This is a genomic window from Algoriphagus terrigena DSM 22685, assembly GCF_000429445.1.
GTDB classification, from domain to species: Bacteria; Bacteroidota; Bacteroidia; order Cytophagales; family Cyclobacteriaceae; genus Algoriphagus; species Algoriphagus terrigena.
Genome location: NZ_AUBW01000019.1, coordinates 121,802 through 136,765 on the forward strand (window position 1 = coordinate 121,802; position 14,964 = coordinate 136,765).

Below are 14,964 nucleotides of genomic sequence, written 5' to 3' on the forward strand. Positions count from 1 at the left end.
GGGTTTAGTTGATTTTCATCTGGGCAATATTTCTGTTTAGCAGCGTGAGTTCCTTTCCTTTGGGTATCAGATTCTGATAGAGCCGCAGGTAGTTTTCCGTCATGGACGAGACGCTAAAGCGCTCTTCGAATAGCTGTCTGACGCGTCCGCGGTCCAGCAGTTCCACCTTTTCCAAGGCTTTCACAGCTTCTTCTATGGAATTAACGATGAATCCGCTTTGTCCATTGTCAATAATCTCCGGCACCGACCCGTTGTGATAAGCGATCACGGGTGTACCACAGGCCATGGCCTCAATCATTACCATGCCGAATGGCTCAGGCCAATCTATAGGAAACAGGAGCGCTTTGGCATTTCCCAAAAAGCTATTCTTCTCTCCTTCTCCGATCTCTCCGACAAATTCCACATGGGGCTGCTTCATCAACTTTTGAATTGATTTTTTATAGTAAGCTTGATCCACTTCGTCAATCTTGGCCGCGACCTTAAGTCTGAGTCCGGCCTGCCGGGCAATTTCTATTGCTCTGTCCGGTCTTTTCTCAGGAGAGATCCTTCCCAGAAACGCCACATAGTCCCCTTTTCCTTCGCCCTTGGTAAAAAGGTCGACAGGCAGGCCATGATATACAGTGCCAAGCCAGTTGAGATTCAAGGGAAGGTGCACACGCTGATTGTCAGAGATGGAGACGAGCGGCTGGTCAGTGAATTTCCGGTACAAGGGGACCAGATCAGGAATGTCAAGCCTGCCATGAAGAGTGGTGAGATGTGCCTTCCCGATTCTTTTGCTCAGCGGAAAATGGTAGAAATCGGTATGGAAGTGCAACACATCAAATTCATTGGCCCGGTCGATGACCTCTTCGAGCTGGATCAGATTGTAGGAGTGAAACTCCTTCACTTTCCCCAGTCGCAAAGCTTGAGGGGTATGGCTGACCAGATTGGCCGATGTCACCGAGTCGCCTGAAGCAAAGAGGGTCACTTCGTGTCCCTGTCGGACCAATTCTTCGGTAAGAAATGAAACTACTCGTTCGGTGCCACCATACAACTTGGGGGGAACCGACTCATACAACGGGGATATTTGGGCAATTTTCATAACCATTCTGTTTCTCGACCTCGAAACCTGGCGGAACGTCATTGAATCGAGGATCCATTTCACGCAATAGACCAATCAAGATCAAAACCAAACGATAACAGCGGTGGGAAAAGCCCATAATCTTATCCTTAGGATGGCACTGAAAAACACCCGCTTTTGAGCTCTCCTAGTAGCAAATTCTTTTAAAATAGAGCCTGGAAAAAGCCCTTCCCGATTTAATCGGTTCCCTTTTCTTTCTTTCCAAATCCTGCCGAAAGGTGGAATCTGGTGAAAACTCCTCGCCAAAACTGTGATTTTTCAGCCCCAGAAAGCCACAAAAAATCCCCACATAAAGCCCTGCTTGACAATGTAAAACGGCTTGAGCATGGAGCCGCTCAGGTCACAAAATCCCTGAAAAATGTAAAGTAGCTCGACACCCTTCGCAGTCGGTGTAGATGCAAAAAATCACCAGCCGCTATGGACAGTTCCAAAAGACAAAAGGGTGGAATCAAACATCCCACCCAGTGTCAAGCGATCTTAAATTTAGGCTCAGTCCAACCTCAAACTCTCATCAACTGGCAGTTTGCGGACGGATCTGTTTAAACGTTTTTACTTTACAAACTGCACCGTCGCCACCACCGGGAGATGGTCCGACGGATAGCGCTGATCCAGCGCATCGGTCAACACGGCATACTTCAACACTTCAAAGTCTTTGCTTACAAACACATAATCAATCCGGTTTTTCATCGGCGCGGTGAACTTGAAGCCATTGCTTGTTCCCACAGGACCGTAGGGAGGCATCTTTGTAACTTTGTAAGCATCGCCCAGAAGAGCTGACAAACTCACAATCTGCTCCGTTTCCGGAGTGGAGTTGAAGTCACCGGTACAGATCACCGGTTTGTCCTTGGCGATCTCCTGGATCTTCTTCACCATAAGCTTTCCGGACTCTTTCCTGGCGACCACGCCCTGATGGTCAAAATGGGCATTGAAAACATAAAATTCCTTCTTGGTTCGCTTATCCTCAAACAATGCCCACGACGCGATTCGGTTGCAGCATTTGGCGTCCCAGCCCAGTCCGGGTTTATCCGGGGTCTCGCTCAGCCAAAAATTCCCGGAGTCAAGCAACTTGAACAAATCGGTCTTGTAAAGAATCGCGGAGTGCTCGCCGGCGGTCTTTCCGTCATCGCGGCCTGCTCCCACATACGCAAATCCGGGCATTTCCAGCAAGTCCTTGATCTGATGAACAAATCCCTCCTGGGTTCCGACGATGTCGAAGTCATGGTACTGGATCAGGGCTTTCACTTTTTCCTTGCGGAGCGGCCAGGCATTCAGGCTATCTGAGGGAGTGTCCATTCGGAGGTTGTAGCTGGATATTTTGATCTCTGGATTTTGCCGCGCAAAAGCCGAAACCGACAGGATTAAAGCAAAAAGGACGATTAGGTATCTTTTCATTTTCTTTTGGTTAGGAAAAATACAGAAGTCTCCCCTGAGGGAAACTCCTGTAAGATATTTGAAATTAATAAGCGTTTTGTTCTTACCAGCCTGGATTTTGTCCAAGGGCCGGGTTGATGATTCGATCGGTCTCCGGAATTGGATAGAGGTATTTTTTGTCCAACCACTCGCGTACTCCCGGATTGAAGATCACTTCTCCAGATGTGCCGTTGGAAAGCTGGAGCCGTCCAGCAGCAGTAGACGGGCTGACGTCCACAAAGGCTATCGTCGGATTGGAGGAAGTCGGCTTAGTGCCCTGATAGAAATAGACGTCCATTACCCCGTCGCCATTGAGATCATATTCTCCCAGCGCCGGGACATACATCCCGTTCATCGGAGCCGCGGCAAACAACTCTCCGATATGCCATCTTATCAAATCATCCGGACGAAGGCCCTCAAACACCAGCTCCACTGCACGCTCACGCATTACTTCCAACATCACCGGGTCGGTAAATTTGCCCTCGTAATAAGCGAGCAGATAGGGATCGGCTGCGGTCGGAAGGCTAGTAAGAGTAGATCCCGTAATGCCTGCACGGTCCCGCAGTGCCCCAATGGTCTCAGTCCATTGGCCGGGAGTCATCACACCCAACTCAGCAAGGGCCTCGGCTTTGTTTAGCAGCACTTCGGCGTAGCGCATGATGATATGGGCATTGTCATTTCTGCTTTCATCATCATAAGGGAAACGCTCGTCATAGCACCATTTGATAGGCTGATAGCCTGTAAAGGTCTGGTTGAAGTTGGGAGGAGCCACCACGGGTACTCCGTTTTCCGTGCGGTTATAGTCGCCCAGACGGATGGTTTGCTTCAATCGGAGGTCTCTGTTTTTCACTTCCTCTACGAAGGGAGTGGTCTTGTAGCTTGGATCACTGGTAAAAGGAGTACCATCCAGCTTCAGATAGGTGTTGACAAAATTTCGCGTGAGACTCGGACGATTGCCGTAGGTCGGACTGATAAAGCGTCTGTTCGCTGAGCTAAAGACCTGAAGGCTTGCATCCAGAGCCACTGCCAAGATCGTTTCATCGGCAAATGGCGCCTTGGTAATGAACAGTTCCCGATAAGAGCGCTCCCGTAGCGCGGTCTTGTGGATGGTAAACCCTCTGATCTCATCGGCAGTCTTCACTACTTCCTCATACCAGGCGTTCGCACTCCCCTGCATTCCATACTCGACGTGGTATTTTCTAAAAGACGCCTCATAGAGAGCAATTCTCGTCTTATAGGCCCTCGCCACGTTTTTGGTGATCCGGGTAGAGGTAGCGTCCGAGGTCAGGGTGATATTCTCGATCGCAAAATTGAGATCTTCCAGCACGTTGTCCATTACCTCAAATCGGTCGTCCCTTGGACCATACAGCGTGACGCTGTCCGTGATTTCGATGGTTTGGTCGATCCAGGGCACATCCCCGAAGCGCTTTACTTTGTCAAAATAAAACAAGGCTCTGAAAAAACGGGCCATGCCGATGTAGTGGTTCTTTTCCGCAACTTCACTCCTTTCGGCATTTTCGATAAAGTAGTTGATGTTTCGCAGCGGTGACCAACTCCAGCCCGAGCTGGTAATTGGACTCAGTGCATTGACGGCTAAGTAATTATCCACCCCGTTGCGAGCCACCAGATCAGAGACATCGTCGCCCTGAAAAACTCCGACATCGGTGCCGGGCAAGACGTTATAGAAAGAATTGCTGTACAACTCCAGGCCATTCGCTGAGCCGAATATTGCCTCATTGCTAGCCGTGTCTACAGGCAATTCATCCAGATTACAGGAGGTGACCGCGGCAAGAAGCAGCAGTGATGCTATATAATGAAATATCTTCATGAGAGTTCGAATTAGAAATTAACAGTTAGCCCTGCAGAAATAGCCTTTAGCATGGGATAGTTATAACCATCTCCGCTTGTACCTCCGCTCAGGTCGCGGTCCGAGCCATAGATGCTGTTGATATCCATGTCTTTGGTACGCTTGTACAAAGGTGACCAGCTCCAGAGATTCTCTGCAGAGACATATACCTTCACGTCAGTGGCATGGATCTTAGACACCAGATGCTGGGGCAGCGTGTATCCTACCTGTACATTTCGAAGTCGGATGTAGGCAGCATTTTGCAGGTAGCGGTCATTTGGCATGTTCAGCGCACGTCCGGTTCCCTGGGCGATGTAACCAACCAGTCGGGGCAGGTAGGCGTCGAAGTTTCCAAGCTCCTCTCTGAACATATTGTCCTCATGCCAGCTCGGATATTGGTTGTAAGGACGGTTGTACTGTCCCCAAAACGGTGACTCAGCGGAGGGATACCAGTCCTGCTTCAAGACGCCTTGGAAGAATGCTCCGATGAAGAACCCGTTCCAGTCGGCATCTAAGTTGATTCCGTAGGCGTAGCGAGGCTCCGAGTTTCCGATGATGGATTTGTCTCCGGAATTGCCCACTTGATTGAGTCCGTGATAGATCACATCATCGCCGTCCAGATTCTTGAACTTCAAATCTCCCACGTAGTTCTTGCGGGTATTGGTATTCGGGATATTGGCCTGAGACGGTGAGTTGAGGATTTCCTCTTCCGTACGGAAAAGCCCTTCGACTTGATAGCCCCAGATTTCTCCGATTTGTTGACCAACATAGTAGTCGGTCAGTCTTTTATCGGCGTTGTTGTACTTGGTGACAAAGGCCTTGTAATCCGACATCACGACCCGCACATTGTAGTTGAATGGCTTCTCGGCGAGCGCAAAGTCATCTGCCCAAGCGATGGAAACCTCCCAACCCGTAGTCTCCAGGTCGGCATAGTTGCCTTTGGGAACCGTGGTACCGTAGATTGCCGGAAGTGTAGGGCCTACGGTAAACATATCAGAGGTCCAGCGGCGGTACACGTCTCCGGTAAACTGAAGTTTGTTGTTCAAACTTGCGAAATCCAAACCGATGTCACCTGTGGTAGAAGTCTCCCAGGTAAGTCCCTGGGGAACCACACCGGGCATGCTGGTGGCTTGCGGCCGCTGGCCGTTGATAATGCGTCCCAACTGCGAGATCGAGAAGTTCTCTGTGAAAGAGTATGGGCTGATGTTACCGTTGCCCAATGAGCCGTAGGAAGCGCGGACTTTCAGGCTGGTCAGGAGACCGGGGCTGACTTTCCAGAAAGACTCCTCAGATACGGCCCAACCGACCGATGCAGAGGGGAAGAAGGCGTATTGCTGATCGGTGGGGAATTTGGAAGAGCCGTCGTAGCGTCCGTTCACTTCTACCAGATAGCGTCCCTGATAGTCGTAATTCAGTCGGAAAAATCCTCCGGCAATTGCCCATTTTTGGTAGCCACCGTTGGTCACGATACTTTGACCCAATGCCAGGTTGATATCCTCTGCATCCGGAAATACGATTCCGTTGCGTCTGGCAGTCAGGTTCTGGTAAACCGAACTCTCGTAGTTAAAGCCCACCAACACTCCGAGATTGTGGGTGTTATTGAACGTCTTCAGATAGTTGGCATAGAGGTTTGTAGCATAATACTGCGTGGTATTTCTGCGATCCTGCAGGTCATTGGTATTGGTCCCGGTATAGCCTGTGACCCCTTGATATCTGCTGTAGGGCACCTGAACACGCTTTTGGAAGAAGCTGTTGTCCATGCTCTGAAAGGTGAAGTTTCCGTTGATGGTCAATTTTTTATCATAAAACTCCGCTTTGGCAGCCAGTCGGTTTTTCAGGAAGCGCTGAGTCTGGTCGACGGCATTCCTCCCGATATAGTAGTCTCCCACGGTATACGCTGCCGGAAAAGACAAGCTGCCATCAGGATTCAGCAAGGGTGCCAGCGGGTGGCCTTCGTCAGCCATATTTCTCCAAATCCCACTCCCCTCGCCGACGTTGAGCGGCTGGTGATAGGTCATCCTGGAGTAATCTGTAGCGTTCTCTACCTGCAGCCAAGGCGTGAGCTGAATCGTGCCTTTTGCTCGGAGGTTGTACATCGCATAGGTGTCCGGATTGTATCGGAACAGTCCATCCTGCCCGTTGTAGCGACCGCTGACATAGTACGAAGTCTTCTTGTCTCCTCCTGTCAGGGTGAGGTTGTGATCCTGAGCGAAGAAATTGTCTTTGTATAACTCCTCGTACCAGTCAGTACTGTAATAGTATTCATACTCACCGGTGGACGGATTAACCTCTACGCGAGGCAGAGAAGGGTCTTCCCAGCGCCGTTTGATCTCAGCCAGATATGCCTGGGAGAAAGGCAACGTTTTGTTGATTGCTGTCGGGGTATTTCCGTTGTCATTCCAGGCTGACCAGGCGTCGTTGAAGCCTTTGGCCCAAGGGTAGGATTCAGTGATATTGTCGGGGACAGCAGTGGGTGATTTTGAGGAAAAATTGGCAGAATAACTGACGGACGTCTTGCCCTCGGTAGCCGCTTTGGTCGTAATCAACACCACCCCAAACGCCGCCCTGGCACCATAGATCGATGCAGAAGCTGCATCTTTCAGCACCGTAACGCTTGCGATATCATTGGGATTGAGCATCCTGGGATCGCCTTCTACTCCATCGATCAGCACGAGCGCACTGCCCTGCTGCCCGATGGACGTAGTTCCGCGGACGTTGAAGCTCGGAGACTGCGTGGGCTTCCCGTCCAGCATTCGAATGTTCAGGTTGGGGATTGCACCCACCAAGCCCTGCGCAACGTTGGAGATTGGGCGGTTTTCGAAAACTTCAGAACCCACCTGATCTACGGCGCCGGTCAGGTTTGCCTTCTTTTGGATGCCGTATCCTACCACTACGACTTCATCCAAGGCTGACAAACCCTCAACCAAGGTCACATCAATGACGCTTCGGTCGCCGACAGCGATGCTTTGCGCGTCGTATCCTATAAAGGAAAACACCAGGGTCGCTCCCTCGGGAACAGTGAGGGAATAGTGACCGTCAAGGTTTGTGACGGTACCGATGGTGGAGCCGGCGACGAGCACGGTCACGCCGGGCATCGGTTCACCCGTTTCAGTAGACACGACTCCGGTCACGGTCACGTCGGCCCGTCTGTCTGTCAGGGAAATTCCCGGCGTAGATTCGTACGGATTCGCTTCCGATGCCTGAATTCCGCTCAGTGTCAGACATTGAACTGTGATCGCCAGCGCAGCTATCCGGGAGATAGTAACACGGCGTTCGGGTATGATTTTTACCATAGATTAAATAGTTTTTTACTTAGTATAATTTTGAAAATAAAGTTACAGTGACTACTACATCATCACTTCTAAGCAACTGGCACGAAAGAGTATATACGGACTAATAACTATAGCTATTGCACCAGAAACTAACTATAACCTCTCACCTTTAAAAACCCCATGCCGTCCTTTGCGGATGCAAACATGGCCAAGTTTGACATTTCTAATATAAAACAACAGGTTATAAAACCATTAACAATATTGATCTTTTTTAACAACAAGTTAAAACTAGCGTAACACTATTAGTACCGGCGTGTAATTAACATATAATGCTATTTAATGTATATAAATAACATCTTATAGCATTACAACCCCTGGTGTTAAACGGATTAAAATAGATTGGTCGTGAGGCTAGAACGCTGGCTCCGCCTTCTGCAGGTAAGGGACGTAATTCCGAAGCGGATCAACCCAGCCGCTAAAAGCTTAAAAAAGTGCCTTCCAATTTGGCTGGCTGGATCGTGCCAATAACTAGGGTCGACGCGAAAGTTTGGCGGGAAAAATATGACCCCCAGAAGCTGAAAACCTGAGTTGGTTTTACTTTAACGCAAAAGCCCCGGTCGTGTGACCGGGGCTCTTTTATACAAACGAAAATTTTTACGATTTCGGGCTCTTGCTACTTTCCCCGAAAAGCTTCTTCCAATATCAAAATCTATTCTACCTCCCCCTCATCTTCCTCGGCGATCACATCCATGGTGGCTTCCGCCCATTCGATGATCGTTTGGCGCTGGGCTTCGTCGAGTTTGGCAGAAGGGTGCATCAGCGTGTAGATACCCATCGGCATCCGTCCTTCATCCACTTCGAGGTAGATGTCGTCCAGCTTGCCCAGCTGATCCATCATGTCGTATTCCCGCCAAAGCGAAAAATTGACCTCTTCCCGCGCCTCCCGCACGTCCTTGGCCACGAGCCAGGAAGACGGAGCTACGTAGGAATACCAGGGATACTCCGTCTCGTTGCTGTGGCAGCTGTAGCATGATCTTTTCAAAAGCGTGGCCACGTTCTCGTCGACAATCCCACTTTGGATCAGATCACCGGGATTGGTGGGGACAGTGGGAGGAAGTTCGTTGGGCACTAACTGGATAACCAAAAGCAGCAACACCGGCGCGCCCACGAGCAAATGCCAGCGCTTCATTATTCAGCGGCTTTCTTTTTGCCGGCGCTCCACTGGAGCAGCGTTGCCAGCTCTGCCTCGGACAGCTTGCCTTCGGGCTTCATCTCAAGAAACTTGGCCGGCGGCATATCCCCGTCTACCAGCACTTCATTGATCTTGCCTTTGGTCGCCATCTGCTTGGACTTTTTGGAAGCTTCAAATGCATCCCAGTCCAGCTTGGCTTTTCCTTTTTCATTTTTGGATTCAGCATTGTGGCAGCCGTAGCATTTTTGCTCTACGATCGCCTTGATATCGGCAGGCATGTCCGGTGCCAAAGCAGGGTGGACGGGATAGTTTTCCACTTCAGGTTTTGGTGTGCCCTGAAAGAAAAGCAGGCCAACAATCGTGGCCACGGGGAGTAAAGACAATTTTTTCATAGTGAGCTAGTAGGGTTAAGGGAGGAATTTCAAAAAGAATTTGCAAATCAGCAACCCGTTTATATAAAATTCTGTCGAGAATTATTCTTACATCAGAATCTTTTGGAAAATGCACAAAATAATCATAACAACGACATCCCAAGAATTATTTCCGGCGTTTGAGGCAGTTGACAAAAGATGAACTCCATCTCACTTTCGAACCTATCCGCATCGGTCCATATTCTACTTTTTTCATTGCTGATTTTCAACAAAGACCCGCGAAGACGCGTCCCACCTGCCCTTCATTCCAACCCCGCTCTAAAAAATAATTCGCCACCAAGGGCAGATACATCTCCGGCGGATTCGAGGCATTCCAATAGCACACAGGACGTATCGCGTACTTGCCATCTCCACCCGCCCGACCTCTACTTCGTACTTTGGACTTGGTACCCTTCCTACTTCCCAACCTCCTTCTTGATACTCGATACTAGCTACTTGATACTAGTTACTTGATACTTCTCCTCATCTACTACTTTCCGTTCCTATCACCTTTCAACCTTCCCCCCAATTCCTTACCTTTGCGGCTTACCAGCCCAAGGACATGATTTTCTTCTTTGAATCCCCTCAGAAACTCATCTACGGAGTTCAAGTTCCCCACCCTCTCAGCACGGAAGACATCGAAAAACTCACCTGGCTTTTTGGCGAAGCCAAGCTGCAATCAGGTGAACAAGTCACCGGAAACTACTCCGGACCGCGCAAGGAAATGATCACTCCGTGGTCGACCAATGCCGTGGAAATCACTGTCAATATGGGCGTACAGGGCATCGTGCGTATCGAGGAGTTTTTCCCGATGAGCGAAGGTGACCAGATCGACCCGATGCTGCAGCACGCTTACGAAGGCCTGGATCAGGAGATCTTTGACATCCACCTCGAGCCGGAGCCGATCAAAGCGATCACCGACATTGCTGCCTACAACCAGTCCGAAGGACTGGCGCTGACTCAGGTCGAGATCGACTATCTGGAAAATGTATCCAAAGAACTGGACCGACCGCTGACGGATTCCGAGGTGTTTGGATTTTCACAGGTCAACTCCGAGCACTGCCGGCACAAGATCTTCAACGGCACCTTCATCATCGATGGGGAGGAAAAGCCGCAGACGCTTTTCCAGCTGATCAAAGAAACTTCCAAGAAGCATCCGAACCGGATCGCCTCTGCTTATAAGGACAACGTCGCCTTTGTCGGCGGGCCAAAAATCCAGCAGTTTGCTCCGAAGACGCAGCATCAGGCGGACTTTTTCGAGACCCGTGACATCGACACCGTCATCTCTCTGAAGGCTGAAACACACAACTTCCCGACTACCGTGGAGCCGTTCAACGGCGCAGCGACAGGAGCCGGAGGAGAAATCCGCGACCGATTGGCCGGTGGCACTGCCTCTATTCCTTTGGCAGGGACTGCCGTGTACATGACTTCCTATTCCCGCTCTGAAAAAGACAGAAGCTGGGAGAAAAATCTTGCTGAGCGTCCTTGGCTCTATCAGACTCCGATGGACATCCTGATCAAGGCTTCAAACGGAGCCTCTGATTTCGGAAACAAATTCGGCCAACCCCTAATCGCAGGATCTGTGTTGACCTTTGAGCACGAGGAAGGCGACAAGCAATATGGCTTTGACAAGGTGATCATGCTCGCGGGCGGGATCGGATTTACCAACGCCAAATACACCAAGAAAGACGAGCCGAAAGCCGGTGATCAGATCGTGATCATGGGCGGTGACAACTATCGGATCGGGATGGGCGGCTCAGCTGTATCTTCCCTGAACACCGGAGAACTCTCCAACGCCATCGAGCTGAACGCCATCCAGCGCTCCAATCCGGAGATGCAGAAGCGCGTGTCCAACGTGATCCGCGCCATGGCCGAAAGCGAAAACAACCCGATCATCTCCATCCATGATCACGGAGCAGGCGGGCACCTCAACTGCCTCTCTGAACTGGTGGAAAGCACCGGCGGCACGATCCATATCGACAGATTGCCGGTGGGCGATCCGACCCTTTCTTCCAAAGAGATCATCGGCAACGAATCTCAGGAGCGAATGGGTTTGGTGATTGGTAAAAAAGACGTCGACACGCTGCATCAGATCTCCGACCGCGAACGCGCGCCATTCTACGTGGTAGGCGAGACGACCGGAGACATGCACTTCAAGTTTGAAAATCAAAAAACCGGCGAAAAGCCCGTGGACTGGAATCTCAGCTACATGTTTGGCTCCTCTCCCAAGACCATCCTGGAAGATCAGAGCGGCCTGACTCCAGTCTTTGCCGAAGCAGACTATCAGGCTGGAAAGCTTTCCGAATACATCCAGGAAGTCCTGCAACTCGAAGCTGTCGCGTGCAAGGACTGGCTGACCAACAAGGTGGACCGCTCCGTGACTGGCCGAGTCGCCACCCAACAGACCGTCGGCGAGATCCAACTCCCGCTGAACGACGTGGCCGTGATGGCGCTGGACTTCACCGGAAACAAAGGAATCGCCACCTCCATCGGCCATGCGCCCGTGGCGGCTTTGGCTGATCCTGAAGCGGGCAGCCGACTCGCTATCGCCGAAGCATTGACCAACCTGATCTTTGCGCCGATCCAAGATGGACTGAAGGGAATCTCCCTCTCCGCCAACTGGATGTGGCCGGCAAAAAACAAAGGGGAAAACGACAGGTTATACCGAGCTGTTGAGGCAGTTTCGAAGTTTGCGATTGAGTTGGGTGTGAATATTCCTACCGGAAAAGACTCCCTCTCCATGACCCAGAAGTATCCCGGCGGCAAGGTGGTCTACTCTCCCGGCACGGTGATCATCTCCTCGGTGGGCGAATGTTCTGACATCAAGAAAACCGTCAAAGCCGCACTTTTGCCAACCGCGGGTTCGAAGGTTCTTTACCTGGACTTCTCCAAAGACGCCGCCAAGCTGGCTGGCTCTTCCCTCTATCAGATTCTAAACAAAGTCGGCAGCGAAACGCCAACCGTCGCTGATTCGGCCTACTTCGCCAAAGCTTTCGAAGCGGTGCAGCAGCTAATCGACCGAGGTCTGGTGCTGGCAGGACACGACATCTCTTCCGGCGGTATCCTGACCGCTTTGCTGGAGATGTGCTTCCCGAGCCAGTCTGTCGGACTTGCGGTCAAAGAATCCCGCTTGGGCGAATCGGATGTCATCAAGGCACTTTTCGCAGAAAATCCGGGCATCCTGATCCAAGTAGCCGACGATCTCGCGGTGGAAGACCTGTTGACTCAGGCGGACGTCGACTTTGTCGAACTGGCTGAGGTGACCTTGGATGGAAAAGTCGGGTTGGAATCGCAAACCCTCGACGTGGCCACACTGAGAGACGTGTGGTTCAAGTCTTCTTACTTACTTGACAGAAAGCAAAGCGGCGAGGCACTCGCAAAAGACCGCTTTGACAATTATAAAAATCAGCCCTTGGCCTATCAGTTTGCCCAAGGCTGGAAAGGCAGTTTCGAAGCTGCTGGACTGGATCCTTTCCGCACTGCCAAAGGCAAAGCCAAGGCCGCCATTATCCGTGAAAAGGGAGTGAACGGCGACCGTGAGATGGCCTATTCGCTGTGGTTGGCAGGCTTTGAGGTGAAAGATGTCCACATGACCGATCTGATCGCAGGCCGCGAAAATCTCGAGGATGTGCAGATGATCGTCTTCGTAGGCGGCTTCTCCAACTCGGACGTTTTGGGTTCCGCCAAAGGTTGGGCAGGTGCTTTCCTCTACAATCCGAAAGCAAAACAGGCACTCGACAACTTCTACGCCCGTGCTGACACGCTTTCCCTCGGCGTCTGCAACGGCTGCCAATTGATGGTGGAGTTGGGCTTGGTCACCCCTGATCATGCCGACAAACCGAAGATGCTTCACAACGCTTCGCATAAGTTTGAGTCTACCTTTGTCAACGTGACAATCCCCCAAAATGAGTCCGTAATGCTGGGCTCACTTAGCGGACAGCGACTTGGTGTCTGGGTAGCGCACGGAGAGGGTAAATATTCCCTTCCCAACCCAACGGAAGACTACCGCTTCGCGATGAAGTTCAGCTACGAAGCCTATCCCGGCAATCCAAACGGTTCGGATCATGCCACGGCAGGTATTGTCTCCGTGGACGGCCGTCACCTGGCGATCATGCCACACATCGAGCGAAGCCTGAAGCCTTGGAACTGGGCACACTATCCGGCGGACAGACAGGACGACTTCACACCATGGATGGAGGCTTTTGTGAATGCGAGGAAGTGGGTGGAGCAGAATTCCTGATCTTCGGCGCTCTTCGGATTTACGAAGTACGATATACGATTTACGAGGTCCAACTGATGTACTTCCCTAAATATGGTTGACCGTTTGGTTCAACATTTATTTAATTCCATCGGACAATTATGAGCCAGAGGTTCTTCTCTTGGGTAAACTTCGAAGGGGCTCGATGTCCCTAAGAAGTTTTGTCTTCCTTCGGTATAAATATTCACCGTCGGTCTTTCTTGGGTAGGTAAATCTATCAGTTTTTGGTAAAACTCCATGGGGGTGTAGTTCATATTAAACGCCCGATGGAGCCGTTTTTCGTTGTAATGGCTGACCGCCTTGGCCACTTTTCTCTTTAGCTCTTTGAAGTCACGGATTGCCCATCGTTTCAGGTATTCATTCTTGATAATGCCATTGATCCGTTCTGCATAGGGGTTTTCCCAAGCGACTAATCCCATACTGATATGAATCTTTTGGCCGGACAACAACTGGGTATAGGCATGACTCCCATACTGCGATCCCCGGTCTGAATGATGGATAGTATCCCAAGGAGTACAGTTCATGATCCCCAAAGCCTTCTTCAATGCCCTGATATTCGCTTCTGTGCGCAGGTGATCGCTCACGGCGTACCCGACGATCAATCTAGTGTACACATCTATGATAAACACCAAGTAATAATGATCGCCTTTAAGTTGAAAGTAAGTGATATCACTCTGGATCACCTGAAAAGGCCTGGTGACACACATCCCTTCAATTAGATTAGGATAGTATAGCGCTCCACTGAAGGTGGTCCGATGGTAATTCTTCACCCGATTGACCCCATAGCCCAGCTCCAGAAAAAGCTCACAGAACTTGTCCCTTCCCATGAAGTGCGGTCTTAGCGCATAGTACATCTTTTCAACCCCACACCCGGGATGCTCTGCTTTGAGCTGGTTGGCCAATACAATCAGTTCAGACAACTCCCGGTCAAAGGATTCCTGCCGATTTTTAGCCTGCTGAACCGACTGTTTGCTTACTCCTACAGTTCGGTAGAGTTCATTAAGGGAATAGCTCATGACTTGTCTGTTGGATTGGAACCACCAGAGTGTGGGGTGTTGGAGTTTTTTTTGACATCGATGGAATAAGTGTCCTTTGCCAGATCAATCATCTTCTCCAGATAATCAATCATTATCTGCTTCTGGCCAACGGCCCGTTCCAACTCCTTGACCTTTTCTTCCAGTTCTTTTACCCGATGGGTTTGGCTGTCTTTCATCTCCACGATACAGATGTTTTTCTCGTTGTAGGTAGAATACTTATAGATCCACTTGTAAATAGATTTGTTTGAAATTCCGTACTGCCGCTCCATCTGGAGTACCGACATCACACCCTTTTCAAAATCATCAACCAATTTACGTTTGAATCCTTCTGAAAATTCACGACGTGAATTGATCCTTTTTCCCGTTTTTAGCATTTCTTTCTTGGCTTTAAAACGGTCAACCTATTTCAGAGAATGACA

General features: G+C 50.4%; 9 protein-coding genes. 1 reads left to right on the plus strand and 8 read right to left on the minus strand.

The window, feature by feature from the left end; all coding sequences use genetic code 11:
- Positions 1 to 4: 4 nt before the first annotated feature.
- From G459_RS27835 to G459_RS0117515, 6 genes are all read right to left on the minus strand, one after another.
- Complete coding sequence (locus tag G459_RS27835; protein WP_035456286.1) at positions 5 to 1,081, minus strand: glycosyltransferase family 4 protein; 1,077 nt, start codon at positions 1,079 to 1,081, stop codon at positions 5 to 7.
- Between the two features lie 588 nt (positions 1,082 to 1,669).
- Positions 1,670 to 2,512: an endonuclease/exonuclease/phosphatase family protein gene (locus tag G459_RS0117495; RefSeq protein ID WP_026968800.1), complete on the minus strand. Its 843-nt coding sequence runs from the start codon at positions 2,510 to 2,512 to the stop codon at positions 1,670 to 1,672.
- A gap of 82 nt (positions 2,513 to 2,594) precedes the next feature.
- Positions 2,595 to 4,358 (minus strand): RagB/SusD family nutrient uptake outer membrane protein, encoded by a 1,764-nt coding sequence (locus G459_RS0117500; protein ID WP_026968801.1) that lies wholly within the window; start codon positions 4,356 to 4,358, stop codon positions 2,595 to 2,597.
- An 11-nt stretch (positions 4,359 to 4,369) separates the two neighbouring features.
- The gene (locus tag G459_RS0117505) at positions 4,370 to 7,669 is read right to left on the minus strand and encodes a SusC/RagA family TonB-linked outer membrane protein (RefSeq protein ID WP_026968802.1); all 3,300 of its coding nucleotides are present in this window, start codon (positions 7,667 to 7,669) and stop codon (positions 4,370 to 4,372) included.
- Positions 7,670 to 8,357: 688 nt separating this feature from the next.
- Positions 8,358 to 8,837, minus strand: coding sequence for a heme-binding domain-containing protein (locus tag G459_RS0117510; RefSeq protein ID WP_026968803.1), 480 nt, complete (start codon positions 8,835 to 8,837; stop codon positions 8,358 to 8,360).
- Entirely contained in the window at positions 8,837 to 9,232 is a 396-nt protein-coding gene (locus G459_RS0117515) for a heme-binding domain-containing protein (RefSeq protein WP_026968804.1), read from the minus strand. Before G459_RS0117515 ends, G459_RS0117510 begins: the two co-directional genes overlap by 1 nt.
- Positions 9,233 to 9,812: 580 nt before the next feature.
- Between G459_RS0117515 and purL the strand changes: the two genes are divergently transcribed.
- On the plus strand, positions 9,813 to 13,490 hold the full coding sequence (gene purL / locus G459_RS0117520; RefSeq protein ID WP_026968805.1) for a phosphoribosylformylglycinamidine synthase: 3,678 nt from the start codon (positions 9,813 to 9,815) through the stop codon (positions 13,488 to 13,490).
- Positions 13,491 to 13,579: 89 nt separating this feature from the next.
- On the opposite strand, the gene G459_RS27840 is transcribed toward purL, so the two are convergent.
- Together G459_RS27840 and G459_RS0117530 are read right to left on the minus strand one after the other, a co-directional pair.
- Complete coding sequence (locus G459_RS27840; protein ID WP_084454453.1) at positions 13,580 to 14,524, minus strand: IS3 family transposase; 945 nt, start codon at positions 14,522 to 14,524, stop codon at positions 13,580 to 13,582.
- A complete protein-coding gene (locus G459_RS0117530; RefSeq protein WP_026967570.1) occupies positions 14,521 to 14,919 on the minus strand; it encodes a transposase in 399 nt (132 codons plus the stop codon). Before G459_RS0117530 ends, G459_RS27840 begins: the two co-directional genes overlap by 4 nt.
- Positions 14,920 to 14,964 lie beyond the last annotated feature (45 nt).

What these genes read in the sequence shown, in the direction of transcription:
- purL (WP_026968805.1), top strand. Translation starts at nt 9,813, where the DNA reads ATGATTTTCTTCTTTGAATCCCCTCAGAAACTCATCTACGGAGTTCAA.
- G459_RS0117530 (WP_026967570.1), bottom strand. Translation starts at nt 14,919, where the DNA reads ATGCTAAAAACGGGAAAAAGGATCAATTCACGTCGTGAATTTTCAGAA.
- G459_RS0117515 (WP_026968804.1), bottom strand. Translation starts at nt 9,232, where the DNA reads ATGAAAAAATTGTCTTTACTCCCCGTGGCCACGATTGTTGGCCTGCTT.
- G459_RS0117505 (WP_026968802.1), bottom strand. Translation starts at nt 7,669, where the DNA reads ATGGTAAAAATCATACCCGAACGCCGTGTTACTATCTCCCGGATAGCT.
- G459_RS0117495 (WP_026968800.1), bottom strand. Translation starts at nt 2,512, where the DNA reads ATGAAAAGATACCTAATCGTCCTTTTTGCTTTAATCCTGTCGGTTTCG.
- G459_RS0117500 (WP_026968801.1), bottom strand. Translation starts at nt 4,358, where the DNA reads ATGAAGATATTTCATTATATAGCATCACTGCTGCTTCTTGCCGCGGTC.
- G459_RS0117510 (WP_026968803.1), bottom strand. Translation starts at nt 8,837, where the DNA reads ATGAAGCGCTGGCATTTGCTCGTGGGCGCGCCGGTGTTGCTGCTTTTG.
- G459_RS27835 (WP_035456286.1), bottom strand. Translation starts at nt 1,081, where the DNA reads ATGAAAATTGCCCAAATATCCCCGTTGTATGAGTCGGTTCCCCCCAAG.
- G459_RS27840 (WP_084454453.1), bottom strand. Translation starts at nt 14,524, where the DNA reads ATGAGCTATTCCCTTAATGAACTCTACCGAACTGTAGGAGTAAGCAAA.